This is a genomic window from Lysinibacillus sp. NPDC096212, assembly GCF_044763105.1.
Lineage (GTDB): Bacteria > Bacillota > Bacilli > Bacillales_A > Planococcaceae > Lysinibacillus.
Genome location: NZ_JBIWFQ010000011.1, coordinates 23719 through 41258, shown reverse-complemented (window position 1 = coordinate 41258; position 17540 = coordinate 23719). Strand labels below are relative to the sequence as shown.

Sequence of the window (17540 nt, the reverse complement as noted above, 5' to 3'; positions counted from 1 at the left end):
CCTGAAACACCACAGGAACCTGGAAATGATGATATTAGTGGTGAAGGAGAAAATCCAAATGGAGATTTGGAAGAAGAAACTACACCACCGTCGTATGATCCAACTATGTCTGTTGATGTAATTAAAAATGTTGAGTTTACTGTGAATGGAACAAAGGTGAGTTCAAATGAAAGTATTAATGTTACTAATGGACAATCTGCAGAGTTTAAATTTCATTTAGAGCTAGCAGCGGGACATAAATATGGTCCAGGTACAACTTTAACGTACACTTTGCCAGATATTTTTGAAGATATCACATTCCCGAATGGAACGGCTTATGGTGAGGTAGGTACAATTTCAAAAACTGGAAATGAGATCGTCATTACATTTAACGATGAGTTAAGAGATGGTTTCGGAACGGGTGTAGCCCTTGAGCCAGGTGCGTACTTTAGCTTAGAAGCAAACTTTGCAAGCGGTAATACGGAATGGGAAGAAACAATTAATTTACCTGGCACTGAAAACATCAAGTTGAATTTCCAACCTAAAACGAGCGGTAAACCTGTGTCCAAATTAGGTGTAGCAGATAATGGTGGAAAAAATAGTAAGTTTATCGACTGGGAAGTTGAAGTTAATACAGATTTACGAGTTAATGAAGCATCAGGCACTACAAATTTTGTTGATACACTAGAAGGCGCGCATACATTTAAGCAAGATTCTGTAAAAATTACAAAGTTAAATGTATCACCTAATGGCACAACAACAGCCTCTAATGACCCTGTCACTGTGACTCCAATCTTCGATAACAACAAAATGACAATTGCATTGCCGAATGAAAAGCATACTGCTTACCGCATTACGTATCAAACAGAAGTTGGTGACCCAGGTAATGTTAAAAGTGCTACCTTTAAAAATGAGGCAACTTATAATGGGGAATCCACTACTGTACCAGTAAACGTGAGCTTTGGTGATCCATTAGCAAAAACGCATACAGGTCCCACTGCTAGTGATTTAGGAACATATTGGACAATTAAGTACAACTTCAATAACCGCAATATTTCACAGGAAAACGCAGTACTAACAGACATCTGGACTGATACTCAAGAATTAGTTGGAGAGGTACAAGTATTTGAGGCAGATGGTAATAATCCTGCCGCTATTTCTCACAAAGTGGAGAAAGATGGAAACGGCTTTAAATTAATATTTAATGCTCCTGTAACAGAACCATATGTTATCAAATATGTAACAAAGCCAAAAGATGGTGTGTATCCAACTGAGAGTTTTACGGTAAAAAATGAAGTAATACGCCCAGATATGTCAACAACGGTAGTAGATTATTCTAATTATAATAAAATAAATTTATTACTAAACAAATCTGCAAATGGTATTGACTATCAAAATAAAACAATGTCATGGAAGATTGTGGCGAACCAAGCTGGTTATAATTTAGCTGCTGGCACGGAGTTTGTTGATACTTTTACAGATAAAAATCTAAAATTAATAGAAAATACTTTAGAAGTAAAAGTAGGTAATAAATTAGTTAATAAAGAAGATTACACTTTAAGCAATAATGAGGATAATAAAACTGGATTTACAATTACTTTAAACAAAGCGATAAATGAGCCTATCGAAATTACGTATGATACAGAATACGATATTCGACATGTTGGAACAAATACAATTGAATATAATAATGAAGTAACAATGACAAATGATAATTTATCAAATTCATCTGCTTCAGATAAACAAAAGGTTCGAACTGAACAAAAAGCAAATGGTAAAAAAGAAGGTCATTATAATTACGAAACAAAAACCTTCTACTGGGATGTTGAATTTAACTTTAACTACAATTCTTTAAAAAATGCTGTATTTGAGGATAAATTACCAGATACACAAATAGTTCAAAATATTGTAGTGCAAAAAGGTGAATTAAATGCAAGTGGTGTTTTCACAGGAACAGAAACAATAAATATTCCAAACACTTCAGGTAAAGCGAACGAAATTAAGCTTGAATTAGGGGATGTTATTGATCGTCCTTATAAGGTGACGTATGAATCAGTAGATGCAGATGGTATATTCCCACATGGGAACCCAGTAAGTATTACGAATACAGCTACATTAACAAGCGCTGATGGTGATAATGCATCGTGGTCAAAAACAGTTAATGTAAATCATACAGACAAAATTTTAAACAAAAACGGTATTCAAGCAGAAAAAGGTTCGGCAGTAGCTAACTGGAATTTTAAATTTAACTACGCACAATCCAAATTAGAAAATGTAGTCATTACCGACACAGTAGGTAAAGATGCTGAAGGTAACCCGGAACAATTGATTTTAGAAGATACATTTAAAGTATATAAAGTTGCATTGTCTGGAACAACGCCAAGTAATCCAGCTGAAAAGAAGACACTTTTAGATCCAAGTGCGTATACATTAAATGTAGATATGAAAAATGGTACGTTCACTCTTAATTTAGGTAATGTAACTGAAGCATACTATGTAGAATACGACACAGTATTTACAGGTGAATCAGGCTCTAATGCTGAAAATGAAGTAGAAGTAAGCTATCAAGGTGGCAGTCAAACAAGTGGAAAAGATAGTTGGTCAATTGCTGATTTTAAGTATGGTAACCAAGCATCAACAGTTAAAGTACCATTTGTTATTGTAAAAACGAATGCTGCAACAGGCGAAGTAATGAAAGATGTTAAATTTACTTTATACAGTCAATACACAGGTGATAAACCATTAATTAGCGCTAAAACAGATGAAAACGGTGTATTAGACTTCGGATTAAAATTAGCTGAGGGTAAATATACATTAAAAGAAACAAAAGTTGATGGTTTTGAAAATCCGGATGTAATCTTTACATTAAATCGAGATAAAAAAGCAACATCAGTTCCTTTTGAAGGTAAACAAATTGTTGAAATCGCCAACATACCAGAAAGTCCATTGAAATGTTCACTGTTTGAATTAACGGTATACGATATTGACGGTAAATTAGTGGATGGAACAGTAACATTAGTAAGTAAGTCGACGGGGTTATCAGAAAATCATACTGTTGAAAACGGTAAAGTTACTTTTACTCCAGACCAAGTTAAAGCAGGTCAGTACGATGTTATTTATAATGGTGAGACGTTAAAAACGATTACTGTAGAGTACAGTGAAAACTGTAACGCGAGTATTCAACCAGCACCTAAGTGTGAAAACTTCACAATCGTGGTTGAAGATACAGAAGGAAATATCCGTACAAATATTAAAGAGTTAACATTAAAATCAGATACTACAGAAGTAAAGGTATCAACTGATGCATCAGGTAAGTTTGTTTTTGAATCAAACAAAATTAATCCTGATAATGGCGTGAAGCCAGGAGAGTATACTGTATACGAAGGTAACCAATTCTTAGGAACAGTAACTTTAACGTATACAGAAGACTGTGGGCATGAATTTATTGTTAAACAGGCACCAAAATGCGAAGAGTTTGAATTAACTGTAAAAGACGTTGATGGTAATAATATTACTGATGGTACTTCAACAATCGTTGTTAAAGATGTTGACGGTATCGAAATTATTAGCACAACAACTACGACAGGTGTTATAAAATTAACTAATTTAGAACCAGGTGTTTACACAGTTGAAGTAAATGGTGAAGAAATTGGTACTTTCGAAACAAATATCGAATGTGAAAAAACAGTTCAACCAGCACCAAAATGTGAACTATTCACATTAACGGTGAAGGATGAAAATGGCAATCCACGCCCTAATGTTAGCAATATCACAATTAAAGATGCAGAAACAGGAAAAATTATTGCTACTAACCAAACGACAAATAATTTAGGTCAAATTACAATTCAACCTAATGAAATTCCTTCTGGTGAATATAGTGTGTACCAAGGCGATCTATTCATTGGTCAAATAACAGTTAAATATTCAGTTAAGTGTGAAGCAGAAGTATCAGCAGCACCTGCATGTCCTTCATTTACATTAACAGTACAAACTATATTTGGAACGCCTAATGCGAATGCAAAGATAACAGTAAAAGATGCTAATGGTAATATCATTAAAGGTGTAGACAACAGTGAAGTTCTAATAACTAGTGTTGTTGGAATGGTTGTATTGCCAAACGAAGCTATTAAACAAGGTACGTACTATGTATATGAGGGAAGTAGTTTAATTGGCTTATTTACTGTAAAAGATACATGTTCTGCATTAGTAAAACCAAAACCTGATCCAGGTCCCAACCCTGGCCCAGGCCCAGGTCCAAATCCAGATCCGGAAAAACCGGTTGATCCAAACAAACCAAATCCAGATCCGGAAAAACCAGTTGATCCAAACAAACCAAATCCAGATCCGGAAAAACCAGTTGATCCAAACAAACCAAATCCAGATCCAGAAAAACCAGTTGATCCAAACAAACCAAATCCAGATCCGGAAAAACCAGTTGATCCAAACAAACCAAACCCAGATCCGGAAAAACCAGTTAATCCAGAAAAACCAACACCAGAGCCAGAAAAGCCAGTTGATCCTGAAAAACCATCAACAAATCCAGGTGATTCAGGTAACCAAACAGATTCAAAAAATCCAACAAAACCTGGAAAACCATCTGTACAAGAAGTCATTGACCAAGGGAAAGACTTAAAGCCATACAATCCTTCTACAGCAAATAAAGACACTTTAGATGCATATAAGGATTTCCTCGATAAATACAACAAGTTATCTAAAGAGGAACAGGAAGAAGTAGCAAAATCTCTTGATATTGACAAAATCAAAGCAGATGCTAAAGAAATGGAAGCGCAGTTAAAGGCACAAGGTAAACTGCCACAAACAAATGGAGCAAACCAAACAGCTCTTACACTAATTGGTGTGGCTCTCGTTCTAGGTGCATTATTCTTATTGCGCCGTCGCAATACAGAAGTGAAATAATTTTCAATAAGAAAGCCCCAAGATGATAAAATCTTGGGGCTTTTCTTATGCTAAAAAGTTTCTGATAGTTTTGCAGGTGCTTGGTCGAATGGATATTGCTCGACAAAATCTGCTTGTACGGCAAGTCGTTTCGTACCTCTATCAGCGCATGTCACGAGGGTTAAAATAGTTTTATCAAGGATGTCATTAATAACATAAACATCCGTTGCAGCGATGATTTCCTTGATCGTTATTTTGTACTCATAAATATTCGTTAAATCCGTTAAATAAATCGTATCTCCGATGTTCGCTTTGTATAAGGGGCCAAATAAAATATCTTTTTCCTCAAAGTAATGACCTGCTAATGCGTAGTTTCCTTGTCCGAGTTTTTGATTAGGCTTCATTGTGCCTGCTCCAACGGCAAGAGAGGCATTACCAACTCCTTTGACGATAGGAAGTTTCATACCAACACTAGGAACAGCGATACTACCAATGACAGGCATTTTATTTGCGGTTGTTTGAGCTTTTAAAATTTCCGCAATGGATAGAGATTGCACTGCTTCAAATTCAAAATCGGCATCCGCGTTATTGTTTTTTTCTATATCTTCTGCACTGTAATCAGTTGTATTTAGTTGTTTACTCAAATGAGCGATGATTGCATTTTGAATGGGGTTAATAAAAATAAGTAAGAGGCCAACGATGAGCATACAAATAAGTAGTGATAGTTTAAATTTATTCATTTCATAGTTCACATCCTAGTATTGAAATTACGAGTTGCCGGTACAACAGATCCTGTTCCGCCGCTAAAAAAGTGAGAATCGCCGGTAAAAGGTCAAGTTCCGCCGCTAAAACAGTAAATATCGCCGCTAAAGGGTCAAGTTCCGCCGCTAAAACGGTAAATATCGCCGCAAAAAGGTCAAGTTCCGCCGCTAAAACAGTAAAAGTCGCCGCTAAAGGTCAAGTTCCGCCGCTAAAACAGTAAATAACGCCGCTAAAGGTCAAGTTCCGCCGCTAAAACAGTAAAAGTCGCCGCTAAAGGGTCAAGTTCCGCCGCTAAAACAGTAAATAACACCGCTAAAGGGTCAAGTTCCGCCGCTAAAACGGTAAATATCGCCGCTAAAGGGTCAAGTATCGCCGCTAAAATCGAAAAACGCCGATACCCATACGTTAAAAATGGGTAGAGCTTTTATGCTCTACCCGTCCTACTCTTTATTTATCGCTGAAGCGCACGCCTGCAACACCGTAATGGTTTTTAGACATTTCTTCGATGAAGACTGTTACATTTTCTGGTGGCGCATTAACTGTACGAGAAACGGCTTCTGTTACTTCTTTTACTAGTGCGCGTTTTTGTTCCTCTGTACGACCTTCAAGCATTTTCACTGTTACGTATGGCATAATATTGCCTCCTTTATTGAATAATGTTGTATAGTTAGTTTATAAGAAAGTATAAACTTCTTACTTGTATATAGGCATATGCGCAATGTCAGTGTCGTGTTCATTACGGTGCTAATGCGCTTAACTATGCTTTACTTTTATAATAGCAGAACGGAGGTAGTTAAAGTATGGCAAATGAAGAAAAAGCAAAACAAAAAATGGGCTTTACTATTATTAAAAATGACCCAACAGACGGACATAAGGGATTTGGTATCGGTTCGCTTTCGCTTGAAAACGTATCGCCAGTCATTATCGATATAGAAGAGGGGACGGCATCAGTTGAAATTGGTGCTATGCATGCTCGCAGTGATGTGGAACGAGGTATTAAATTTACGACAGATCGTGCTGATTCAGAAGGTGGGAAACCGTATTGGTTGGTTTGGGTGACAATAGACCATAAAGCGGATGGACCTTACTATGCAGGTGTAACGGCGTGTGAAATGGTAGTTAATCGTGAAAAACGTCGCGGCTATAAAATTTTAGCTGATCATGTGAATAAAATGGATAAATCGATGAAGCGTCATATTATTGTAGAACATATGGATGCACCATCTAAAAAGATGTTAGCTTCTTTCCTAGAAGAGCTTAATCCGGACTTGTGGGCACGTAGTGAGGAGCAATTGCGTCAAGATTTATTTGTTTAATAGACCTGCAATGATTGAACAATCTGTGACATTTTGCAATCGCCTTCGATATAAGGTTGAAAGTGGATTTGAAACGAAGTAAACTTGATGCAGAGCTTACATTTTAGTAAGCTAGGACACTTGGTTCTGCGAATGTGATGAGCACTATGCGGCATTTGAACAACCCAAACCCAAGCCAAATGCCCCATGATGCTGATCTACTTCGCGAACCATAAATAAGAAAAGCTTTCTGTTCCCACGGACACGGCTCCGGGGAAGAGAAAGCTTTTCTTTTTCGTATATGTCTGTACTTTGTCGAGAGACTTCGTTAATTAAAACGTCTATCTCTGATAAAGGTTCCGCATGTTAATCTTTAAAAATGGAGAATGGAAGCATGTTCCAGAATTTCCCCCACGTATTTGTATCGAGAATATCGAAGTTTGAACATTTTTCAGTTGGCACATCTTTTGCATCCATATAGACGAGACGTTGTTTCGGGCAGGCATCCGTTGCTAACTTACCTGATTCAATATCGATGACCGCACCTTTAACGTTTTTAGGCTTTGCAAAATCTTCGTTCTTTGTTCCTTTATTGACAGCCTCCATAAAGTCGATCCAAATTTGCTTTGTAGATGCAGTATCTTCTCTTTCTGTTAGATTTTTTCCTTGGTCATAGCCGTTCCACACGCCAGCAGTTAAGCTAGGTGTAAATCCAATTAGCCACTGATCGCTATTTGTAGAGCCAGATTTGGCTGCATACGTATGCGTCATGCGAGAGCGAATGCCAATCCCTGTAGCAGGAGAATAATCACTAAAGACTGGATCGAAAATACCCGTCATCATTTCTGTTAAGATATACGTATTTTCTTTTGAGAGAACAGTCTCATCTTCTTTATCAACTTCTTTATTATCATAGATGATATCGCCATTAGCATTTTTAATAGAAACAATAGTAGTAGGCGTAGTTTTTTTACCTTGCGATGCTAAAATATTATAAGCATTCGTCATTTCATATAATGTTGTTTCAGTCGTTCCAAGCGCGATAGATAAATTGTCCTTAGTACCGATATTCACGTTGAAGCGATTAGCCATATTATGAAATGCTTTAAATCCAATTTCCTCTAAAGTTTTCACAGCGTATATATTATCTGAAATAGCGATAGCTTGGGCCATAGACATATCATGGTTTGCGAATTTGCCATTAACATTTTTGGGTGCATATGTGGCACGTCCATGATCATAAGTGAAAGTTGTCTCACCTACATTTAAATAGGTTAAAGGTGTATAACCATTCTCTAAAGCTGCCGCATATAAAATAGGTTTAATGGTTGAGCCTGGCTGACGTTTTGCCTGTGTAACTCGGTTAAATGAACTTGTAGCATAGTCGCGACCACCAACTAATGCTGTAACGGCGCCTGATTTTGATTTCATACTTACAAAAGCAGTTTGGAGATCATCATTAGGCATATGTTTGGCTACAGCTTCTTCCGCTGCCTTTTGGTGTTCTAGATTAAGAGTTGTTTGGATAGTCCAGCCACCTTCACTAATGTCGAGATTTTTCGCTTTCAAAATTTCACTAGCCTCTTGCCATGCTACGTCAAGGAAAAATGGTGCTACTGATTTTGCTGCTACCCAGCTATCATTCTTTAAGACAAGCTTTTCACTTTCTGCACGTGTTTTTTCATCTTGCGTAATAGCACCTTGATCGGCCATCAGTTTTAAAATAACGTGTTGGCGATTAGTTGCTTTATCTAGATTGACAATAGGGGAGTAAATACTTGGCCCTTTTGGAATTCCTGTTAACATTGCAGCTTCTGCTAATGTTAAGTCTTTTGCTGATTTTCCGAAATAAAATCGACTAGCTGCTTCTACGCCGTACATCCCATGTCCGTAGTAAACAGTATTTAAGTAGCCTTCCAATATTTCATCCTTATTATAAAAAACTTCTAATCTATAAGCATACAGTGCTTCATTTAATTTTCGTGTCCAAGATTTTTCATGTGAAAGATATAGATTTCGAGCATATTGTTGCGTAATTGTACTTGCTCCTTGAACCTTACCCCCAGCCTTAAGGTCCACTAATAATGCACCAGCGATACGAGAAAAATCCAAACCGCCATGCTTATAAAAATCTTTATCCTCAACAGCGACTACTGCTTTTGCTAAATAGGGGGACATCTCATCACGCCCAACCCAATAACGTCGTTCATTCGTAAAGTGATCCCCAATTTGGTTCTCATTTTCATCTAAGAAAATAGAGGCTTTAGGTACGGTTAAAGGTGGGGCACCAGCCACTTGAACATAGACGCGTAAAGCTATAAATGCTACTACAATTGCAGATGTAAAGGCGATAAAAAGGGTAAGTGCTTTACGCGTACGCTTTACACGCTTTTGTTTACGTTGATAGCTTTTTCTCTGCATCCGACTTCACCTCGTTTTCTCACACTTGCGTATAGTATGTGTCTGAACATTCATATTTAATCGAAATTATTGGTAAAAACTATTGCACTTTATTCAAAAACATCTATACTTTTTTTGTACTGTTTGAAATGCTAGTGTTCGACAAAAAATAACACATTGTAGAGTTTAATCGAATTTTGCTAGACATTCCAATAATGTATACGAGGATACAAGGATAGAGGTTTCATTACATTCCTGTAAGTCCTTAATAGAGTAATGATAAAAGGTTCATCATCGAAGGATTTGAATGACATTTTGTTAGAATTGCAGTGGTGAAGATGGATGCCCCAGAAAAGCGCCCAGCACGGATATCAACTCTAGTGGTGAAAATGAATTTAGTAATTTCTAATATAGTGGAGGTCGAGTAATGAGATTTGATGAAGCTTATTCAGGAAATGTTTTTATAAAAAGTCATCCTACATATGAGGATGCTCAGGCGGTCATTTATGGCATGCCGATGGACTGGACAGTTAGTTATCGTCCGGGCTCACGCTTTGGACCGCAACGTATCCGTGAAGTATCTATTGGGCTAGAAGAATATAGCCCATATTTAGACCGTGAGCTAGATGAAGTGAAATATTTTGATGCGGGTGATATACCGTTACCATTCGGCAATGCACAGCGCTCATTAGATGAAATTGAAAAGTATATCGAGAAGCTTTTAGCAGATGGCAAGATTCCAGTAGGTATGGGTGGCGAACATTTAGTATCGTGGCCTGTTATGAAAGCTGTATCTGCAAAATATGATGACCTAGCAATTATCCACTTCGATGCACATACAGACTTACGTGTAGAATATGAAGGGGAGCCACTTTCTCACTCTACGCCTATTCGTAAAATTGCTGAACATATCGGACCAAAAAATGTCTATTCATTTGGTATTCGTTCAGGTATGAAGGAAGAATTCGAATGGGCAAAGGAAAATGGCATGCACATTTCGAAATTTGAAGTGCTAGAACCATTAAAAGAAGTATTACCGTCTTTAGCGGGACGTAATGTTTACGTTACGATTGATATAGATGTACTTGACCCAGCGCATGCACCAGGTACAGGAACAGTAGATTGCGGAGGCATTACATCAAAAGAATTACTAGCGTCCATCCATGCGATTGCAGCAAGTAACGTCAATGTAGTGGGCTTTGATCTAGTTGAAGTAGCACCAATCTACGACTCATCAGAAATGACTGCGAATACAGCTTCAAAACTATTAAGAGAAATGATTTTGGGCTGGGTAAAATAAAGCAATAAAACACTCATAATGCTTTCTGCGACGAAAGTGAAACGTCAGTCGCAAATACAGCTTCTAATTTGTTAATAGAAATGATTTTACAAATAAGTAGGGCTTCGAAATGAAGCGGTTGGAATGGGGTTAGCGATAAGCTAGCCCCATTTTCCTTATCAATATAAAAAAAGACGCCATCCAAAAGATAGCGCCTTGATATTTCGAATAGTTCTATTAAGGGTTCGTAGACCAAAGTCCAGCATGTTTTAATACAACACGTGGATGAAGTTTTAGCTGTGCAACCATTAAATCTGCTAAATCTTCTGCTTGCATCACTTTTTCTGGATTGCCATCTGTTAAGTTAAGCTCAACTGCCATATCCGTAGCAACTGTACTTGGCGTTAATGTTGTAACGCGAATGTTTTTCTTACGTACTTCAAGCATTAATGATTCACTTAGTCCGATAACCGCAGCTTTTGAAGCTGAGTATGCGCTTGTAATCGGTGCACCTTTTTGACCAGCTGTTGATGAGATATTAATGATGTCGCCTGTGTTGCGCTCTAACATCTCCGGTAATACAGCGCGTGTTGTGTAGTACACACCTTTTACGTTAACATCGATAATATTTGTCCATTCTTCAGGCGTTAAGTCCATGAAGTTACCGAATTTTGAAATGCCGGCATTGTTTACTAAAATATCGATGGCGCCAAGCTCGCCGCGAATAGATTCAACGGCTGCGGTAATAGAATCTAAATCCGCTACATTTGCCACAGCGATTGCAACCTTCACATCATACTGCTTAAGTTCCTCTGCTACTTGTTGTAAATTTTCAAGAGTACGTCCAACAAGACCTACGTGAATACCTTCTTGTGCAAAAGCTACTGCTGTTGCGCGTCCAATTCCACGTCCTGCCCCTGTAATCAACGCCACTTTCCCTGCGATTGTTTGCATGTTTTTTTGCTCCTTCAGTTAAGATCATTTTATTTAGACGAAAAAATAGATTAAGATTTGTCTTTAAGACTATCCTCATTTTACTACGGTTTTATACATTGTGAAGAGTGCACTTTTTGGTGCGGAGGTTACTAAAAGTTACTTATATGAAAAGGGAGTTAGCTCTATGTCAGATAAATTAAGAGAAGAGATAAAAGAGAGAATAATAAATAACGATTACCATTGTGAAAAAGAACTTACCTTATCGATCATTAGCGGGAAATGGAAAGTTGTGATTTTGTGGCATTTAGGTGTAGAAGGGACGCATCGTTTCAGTGAGCTTCAAAGACTTTTTCCGAAAATATCTCATAAGATATTAACAAACCAATTACGTGAACTGATGGAAGATGGGATTGTTCATCGAGAAGTGTTTCCAGAAGTTCCTCCAAAAGTCGAATATTCCATGACAGAACTAGGGATGACGTTATTACCAATTGTTGAGATGATGTATGATTGGGGCAAAAAAAGAATTGATCAAATTAAACAAGAAAGCAATGAGAAAAATAATGAAGTCATTTCCGATGATTTAAATAGCCGATACTGCGAAAGTGAAACATCAGTCGCAAATATAACAAATTGCAAAGATAAATGATTTTAGGATAGGTAAAACAATTTATTTAACTTCTTTCAGCGGATGTCACGGAATAGAAAAGGAGTTCTTTGTGTAAGCACAAAGTCGATTCCGGACGCAATTATGCCTCGGCATAATTGATTAATGTGGGGCTAAAAGTGGGGAGGCGTAATGTGCTCGCTTTTAGCCTCACTTGCTTTTAAAGCTTGACTAACATAATCATTCCAAGGATACCGTTGTTTATCACAATAGCTATTGAGGGGAAAAAGGAGGCTCATTTCAAAGTGAGCTTTTTTTATTTCTTTGGAAAATTTTTTGAATACATTATTGACATTAATAGGAAAACACTGTTACATTATAGGTAACAAACGTTACCTATCGAAAGGAGGTAAATTTTTTTGGCACCAAAAGAGCGGTTTACAGAGGAAATTTTATTGGATTGTGCTTTTGAAATGGTTAAGAAGAGTGGCATTGATAGTGTGAATGCAAGAGATCTAGCAAAAGAGTTAGGCTGTTCGACAAAGCCTATATTTCGATTATTCTCGAGTATGGACGATTTGAAGTATGCAATATATGAAAGGGCTGAGAATCTTTACAACGAAAGAATGTTTCAGGGCTTGCAAGAAAGTTCTTTTTTAGGGATGGGATTAGCTTATATTAACTTTGCTCGCGAAGAAAAAAGGTTATTTGAGCTGTTATTCCTATCCAATAAATATAAGATCTCGAGCTTTTCGGAATTAGTAAATGATGTAGAAAACCAAGGAATTATAACTCTAATTTCTAAATTAACAGGATTAACACAAGCCTCTGCAAAATCTCTATTTATAGAGATATGGTTAACAACACATGGTATTGCGACAATGTGTGCGACGAATACTTGCGATTTAGATAGCTCGGAAATTGAGGGTATTTTAAAAGACGTTTTTGAAGGCGTTAAACTAAAATTATTGAATGGAGAAAATAAATGAGAATAAAAAATTCGCCTATTCTTTTATCGATATTATTTACTTTACTTGCACTTGTTTTTCCTTTCATAGCTGGTGCAATTATAACTGTCAAAAATATAAGTAGCTTAAGTTCTATAGATTTAATTCGATTTATTGCCTTTGCAGTTGGTGCACTAGTTACTCTTTGGATCATGAAAAAAAGTAAATTCTCTTTCCAAGATTTCGGATTTAGAAAGTTTAAAGTAGAGGCATGGATGGCTGTTATCGTTATTTCTGAGTTGATTGCATTCTTTAGTGGTATTACAGATCGAGATGGTTTTTCTGCGCAATATGTATTTATTTTGCTTCTATTTGTTATTGCCGTTGGTTTTTATGAAGAGTTTATTTTCCGGGGCCTAATTTTCAAATATTTATCAGCAAAAGGGCTTAAAACGGCTATTATAGGTTCCTCTATTTTGTTTGGGATTGGGCATCTTGAAAATTTATTTGCCGGTCAAGATTTCTTATTGACATTACTACAAGTAGCTTTTGCATTCCTCTTTGGGTTAGTTTGTGCAGAAATTGTTGCAAAGACAAAAAGTATTATTTTCCCGATTGTCTGGCACGCTTCGCACGATTTTATTGCTTTCTTGACCGATAGTGAGCCGAATGTTCTTTCTGTTTCTATTTATGTCATTCATTGTCTAGTGTTAATTGGTCTCGCAATTTATTTCTGGAAAGCCTTATTTCCTAAAAAGGCTGTTATGAATTTAAAAAATCCTGAGAGTTACGTTTAAACACGACAAGCAAAAAAGCATCTACTCGTTAAATTTGAGCAGATGCTTTTTTTTGTCTATTTTTCTTATGTCAAAGCTTCTAATCCAACATTTCCTCCTGAAATAAGGAAGCACACTTTTTCATTTGTACGAATAGGTAAAGCTCCTTGCAGGGCAGCGCCAATGCCGATAGAAGAGGAGGGTTCTGCAATAATTTTACCCTCTGAAAGTAAGGTTTTTATCCCGCGTTGAATTAATACTTCATCCACACTTACAACCTCATCGACAAGCTGTTGAACAATTGGGAAGTTCCGTTCCCCAGGCTGTAAAGTTAGTAGAGCATCAGCAAAAGATTTTTGGTCCGCTAACAGCAATCTTTCGCCAGCTTTTAAGCTTTTGCTATAACGCGATACGACAGCAGGCTCCACACCGATTATTTTAATATGAGGGGCCATAGATTTTACAGCAGTTGCAACGCCACTAATTAATCCACCACCACCAATAGGAACAACAATAGTATCTACATCAGGAAGCTGTGCTAATATTTCCAAACCTGCTGTTCCTTGTCCTGCCATAATATCGTAATCATCATAAGGATGTATGTTGCAAAAGCCATGATCACGACTGAGTTTTTCTGTTAGTACATGTCTTTCTGCCAGCTTACATTGTACAATCTCTGCACCTAAGGCACGTATTCCATCAATCTTAATGGTAGGAGCTGAATCTGGTAGAACAATTGTCGCCTTACTATTTAATAGCTTGGCAGCATAGGCAACACCTTTGCCATGATTACCTGAGGATGCAGCGACTACGCCTTTTTGTAATTGTTCTAACGGCATGGAAAGCATTTTATTGAGAGCCCCTCGAAGCTTAAAGGAGTTTGTTTTTTGCATATTCTCGGCTTTTATATAGACGTGACATCCTAAAAATTGATCGAGCCCATTTAATCGAATAATAGGCGTTTCATATATATAAGATGAAATTCTTCGTTTAGCAGCATGAATTTGTTCAAGTGTTAACATACAGCAACCCTCATTTCATATAAGTAATTGAGTATTCTGATTATTTAATATAACTGTAGATTTGCAGGTGAATTGTGTCAATCATTAAATAATGAACAAATTACTGCCACATCGGATGGAATACTTACTTCTACCTTGAAAAAATATGAGGATTCATCCTATAATAAAAAGGTTATAGTAAAAACATTAAAAGGGAGCGTCCATAATGGCGAACGAAGCAAGATCGCAGGTGAACATTAAGCTCAATTCTACGATTCGCCCGATTGATGGTGATTCTGAAAGTTATGAAATGTGGCTGACAGGGCAGCTACTTGAAAAAGCAGGAAGCATGTATTTGAAATATGAAGAGGTGCAGGAGGATAAAACCATCCGCACAACTATGAAGCTAGGCAATGAACAGGCATTAATTATGCGTACTGGAGCAGTAAAAATGCGACTACCACTTAACATAATTGAACAACAGATAGGTCATTATGAAAGTGAATTCGGTTCAATGCCACTCGTCATCCACACAAAAAAAATGACGTATACAAAACAGGCAGTAAGCGGAGATTTCCATGTACAGTACGATTTACTAATGGGTGGGCAATCCGTTGGCAATTATAAATTAGATATTACATTTACGGAGGTACAATGATGAACGCAGTAGAACAAGTACAACAAGCCATTAAAGCAGCGATTGCGCAGGCTGTTGAAAAAGCTGGCTTAGTCGAGGCTGGCACAGAATTAAATATTCACCTTGAAACACCGAAGGATAAAGCAAACGGAGACTATGCAACAAATATTGCTATGCAATTAACGAAATTAGCAAAAAAACCACCTCGTGCGGTTGCAGAAGCTATTTTAGAAAATCTTGACACAGCAGGCACTGATATTGAGAAAATCGATATTGCTGGCCCTGGTTTCATGAATATTACTGTACGTAAAGATTTCTTAACAGGTGTAGTAAAAGCAGTGCTTGAGCAAGGTGCTGATTATGGTCGTTCTAATGCTGGTGCGGGTGAAAAAGTTCAAGTTGAATTCGTATCTGCAAATCCAACAGGTGATCTTCATTTAGGTCACGCACGTGGAGCTTCTGTAGGGGATTCATTATGTAACGTATTAGATATGGCAGGTTACGATGTATCTCGTGAGTACTACATTAACGATGCGGGTAACCAAATTAATAACTTAGCTTATTCACTTGAAGCGCGTTATAAGCAAGCTTTAGGAATGGATGCTGAAATGCCAGAGGACGGCTACCACGGTCAAGATATTATTGAAATCGCTGGTAAACTAGCAGGCGAGCATGGCGATACAATTTTAGCAAAATCTGATGAAGAACGTTTTGCATTCTTCCGTCAACATGGTTTAGCGTTAGAATTAGACAAGTTAAAAACAGACCTTGCAAACTTCCGTGTAAACTTTAATGTGTGGTATTCAGAAACTTCACTATACGAAAACGGCAAAATCGAAGTAGCGTTAGATAAACTGAAAGCCAATGGTCATGTATTTGAAGAAGAGGGCGCTACTTGGTTCCGTTCAACAACATTTGGTGACGATAAAGACCGCGTGTTAATTAAAAACGATGGTTCTTTCACATATCTAACTCCAGATATCGCATACCATGAGGATAAAATTGTACGTGGCTTCGATAAATTAATTAATATTTGGGGAGCTGACCACCACGGCTATATCCCACGTATGAAGGCTGCTATTCAAGCGCTTGGCTACGACCGTGATACGCTTGAAGTGGAAATCATCCAAATGGTTCAGCTTTATAAAAACGGTGAGAAATTCAAAATGTCTAAACGTACAGGGAACGCTGTTACAATGCGTGAGCTTGTAGAAGAGGTTGGCTTAGATGCAGTACGTTACTTCTTCGTGAAAACTGCCGGCGATTCTCACATGGACTTTGACCTTGACCTTGCCGTATCTCAATCAAACGAAAACCCAGTGTATTACGCACAATATGCGCATGCACGTATTTCTTCAATTTTACGCTCAGCGAATGAGCAAGGCTTTGCTGCAACAACAGATCATTTAACTCTGTTAACTGCAGAAAAAGAAATTGATTTACTGAAAAAAGTGGGCGACTTCCCGAAAGTGGTAGCAGATGCTGCGAAGCACCGTACACCACACCGTATCGCCAACTATATTCAAGACACAGCAGCTGCATTCCACAGCTTCTATAACGCTGAAAAAGTATTAGACGCTTCAAATAAAGAGCTAACAGAAGCTCGCTTAGCCCTTATTACTGCTGTACGTACAACAATTGCCAACGCATTACGCTTAATCGGCGTATCTGCACCGGAAAAAATGTAATACTAGTCTCTCTAGCCCCCGGCACGACAATGTGCCGGGGGTTTTTTCTGTTGAAATGGATTTGATCTTGTGGTTAGCGGCGGAATTTCAGGTTTTAGCGGCGTTCCTTGCTTGGTTAGCGGCGGAATTTCGGGTTTTGGCGGCGTTCCTCCTTTGGTTAGCGGCGCAATTCACACTTTTAGCGGCGAATTCCAACATAAGCTGCACAATTTAACAAAACTAAAGTCAGGGTTGAAAAACTTTGTATAGAATTTTACATAATATTAAGGACTTGGCGGATAAACTCGCCAACCCGACGGATAGGCCCTTCGAAGCGACGGAAAGCCCCGTCAGAGCG

13 protein-coding genes are annotated in these 17540 nt (G+C 37.7%); 8 read left to right on the top strand and 5 right to left on the bottom strand.

All coding sequences use genetic code 11. The annotated features are described in order from the left end of the window. The coding region (locus ACIQ7T_RS12555) for a collagen binding domain-containing protein (RefSeq protein ID WP_402870719.1) at positions 1–4896 on the top strand (4896 nt) is incomplete at its 5' end. A gap of 50 nt (positions 4897–4946) precedes the next feature. On the opposite strand, the gene ACIQ7T_RS12550 is transcribed toward ACIQ7T_RS12555, so the two are convergent. Both ACIQ7T_RS12550 and ACIQ7T_RS12545 read right to left on the bottom strand, forming a co-directional pair. Beyond that, positions 4947–5615, bottom strand: a complete 669-nt coding sequence (locus ACIQ7T_RS12550; RefSeq protein WP_402870716.1) for a class A sortase — start codon at positions 5613–5615, stop codon at positions 4947–4949. Positions 5616–6084: 469 nt separating this feature from the next. Continuing rightward, positions 6085–6270, bottom strand: coding sequence for a 2-hydroxymuconate tautomerase (locus ACIQ7T_RS12545; protein WP_053484500.1), 186 nt, complete (start codon positions 6268–6270; stop codon positions 6085–6087). Positions 6271–6437: 167 nt separating this feature from the next. Between ACIQ7T_RS12545 and ACIQ7T_RS12540 the strand changes: the two genes are divergently transcribed. Beyond that, entirely contained in the window at positions 6438–6953 is a 516-nt protein-coding gene (locus ACIQ7T_RS12540) for a YwhD family protein (protein ID WP_400935916.1), read from the top strand. 345 nt (positions 6954–7298) lie between these two features. Here the strand turns inward: ACIQ7T_RS12540 and ACIQ7T_RS12535 are convergent, their stop codons facing one another. Further along, a complete protein-coding gene (locus ACIQ7T_RS12535) occupies positions 7299–9353 on the bottom strand; it encodes a transglycosylase domain-containing protein (RefSeq protein WP_402870714.1) in 2055 nt (684 codons plus the stop codon). Between the two features lie 406 nt (positions 9354–9759). On the opposite strand from ACIQ7T_RS12535, the gene speB reads away from it, so the two are divergent. Further along, on the top strand, positions 9760–10632 hold the full coding sequence (gene speB, locus ACIQ7T_RS12530) for an agmatinase (protein ID WP_402870711.1): 873 nt from the start codon (positions 9760–9762) through the stop codon (positions 10630–10632). A gap of 216 nt (positions 10633–10848) precedes the next feature. Here speB and ACIQ7T_RS12525 read toward each other — a convergent pair whose 3' ends face one another. Further along, on the bottom strand, positions 10849–11565 hold the full coding sequence (locus ACIQ7T_RS12525) for a 3-ketoacyl-ACP reductase (protein ID WP_402870707.1): 717 nt from the start codon (positions 11563–11565) through the stop codon (positions 10849–10851). A gap of 166 nt (positions 11566–11731) precedes the next feature. Here ACIQ7T_RS12525 and ACIQ7T_RS12520 point away from each other — a divergent pair, with 166 nt between their 5' ends. From ACIQ7T_RS12520 to ACIQ7T_RS12510, 3 genes are all read left to right on the top strand, one after another. After that, the gene (locus tag ACIQ7T_RS12520) at positions 11732–12196 is read left to right on the top strand and encodes a winged helix-turn-helix transcriptional regulator (protein WP_402870704.1); all 465 of its coding nucleotides are present in this window, start codon (positions 11732–11734) and stop codon (positions 12194–12196) included. A 377-nt stretch (positions 12197–12573) separates the two neighbouring features. Further along, the gene (locus tag ACIQ7T_RS12515; RefSeq protein WP_370083520.1) at positions 12574–13143 is read left to right on the top strand and encodes a TetR/AcrR family transcriptional regulator; all 570 of its coding nucleotides are present in this window, start codon (positions 12574–12576) and stop codon (positions 13141–13143) included. Next, positions 13140–13898, top strand: a complete 759-nt coding sequence (locus ACIQ7T_RS12510) for a CPBP family intramembrane glutamic endopeptidase (RefSeq protein ID WP_402870701.1) — start codon at positions 13140–13142, stop codon at positions 13896–13898. Before ACIQ7T_RS12515 ends, ACIQ7T_RS12510 begins: the two co-directional genes overlap by 4 nt. Before the next feature lie 65 nt (positions 13899–13963). Here the strand turns inward: ACIQ7T_RS12510 and ACIQ7T_RS12505 are convergent, their stop codons facing one another. After that, positions 13964–14899, bottom strand: coding sequence for a threonine ammonia-lyase (locus ACIQ7T_RS12505; protein WP_402870698.1), 936 nt, complete (start codon positions 14897–14899; stop codon positions 13964–13966). 205 nt (positions 14900–15104) lie between these two features. Between ACIQ7T_RS12505 and ACIQ7T_RS12500 the strand changes: the two genes are divergently transcribed. Both ACIQ7T_RS12500 and argS read left to right on the top strand, forming a co-directional pair. Continuing rightward, positions 15105–15536 carry a YwiB family protein gene (locus ACIQ7T_RS12500; protein WP_402870696.1) on the top strand — a complete coding sequence of 144 codons (432 nt, stop codon included), beginning with the start codon at positions 15105–15107 and terminating at the stop codon, positions 15534–15536. Further along, entirely contained in the window at positions 15536–17203 is a 1668-nt protein-coding gene (gene argS / locus ACIQ7T_RS12495) for an arginine--tRNA ligase (RefSeq protein WP_402870693.1), read from the top strand. The genes ACIQ7T_RS12500 and argS overlap by 1 nt, the downstream gene beginning before the upstream one ends. The last annotated feature ends 337 nt before the right edge of the window (positions 17204–17540 follow it).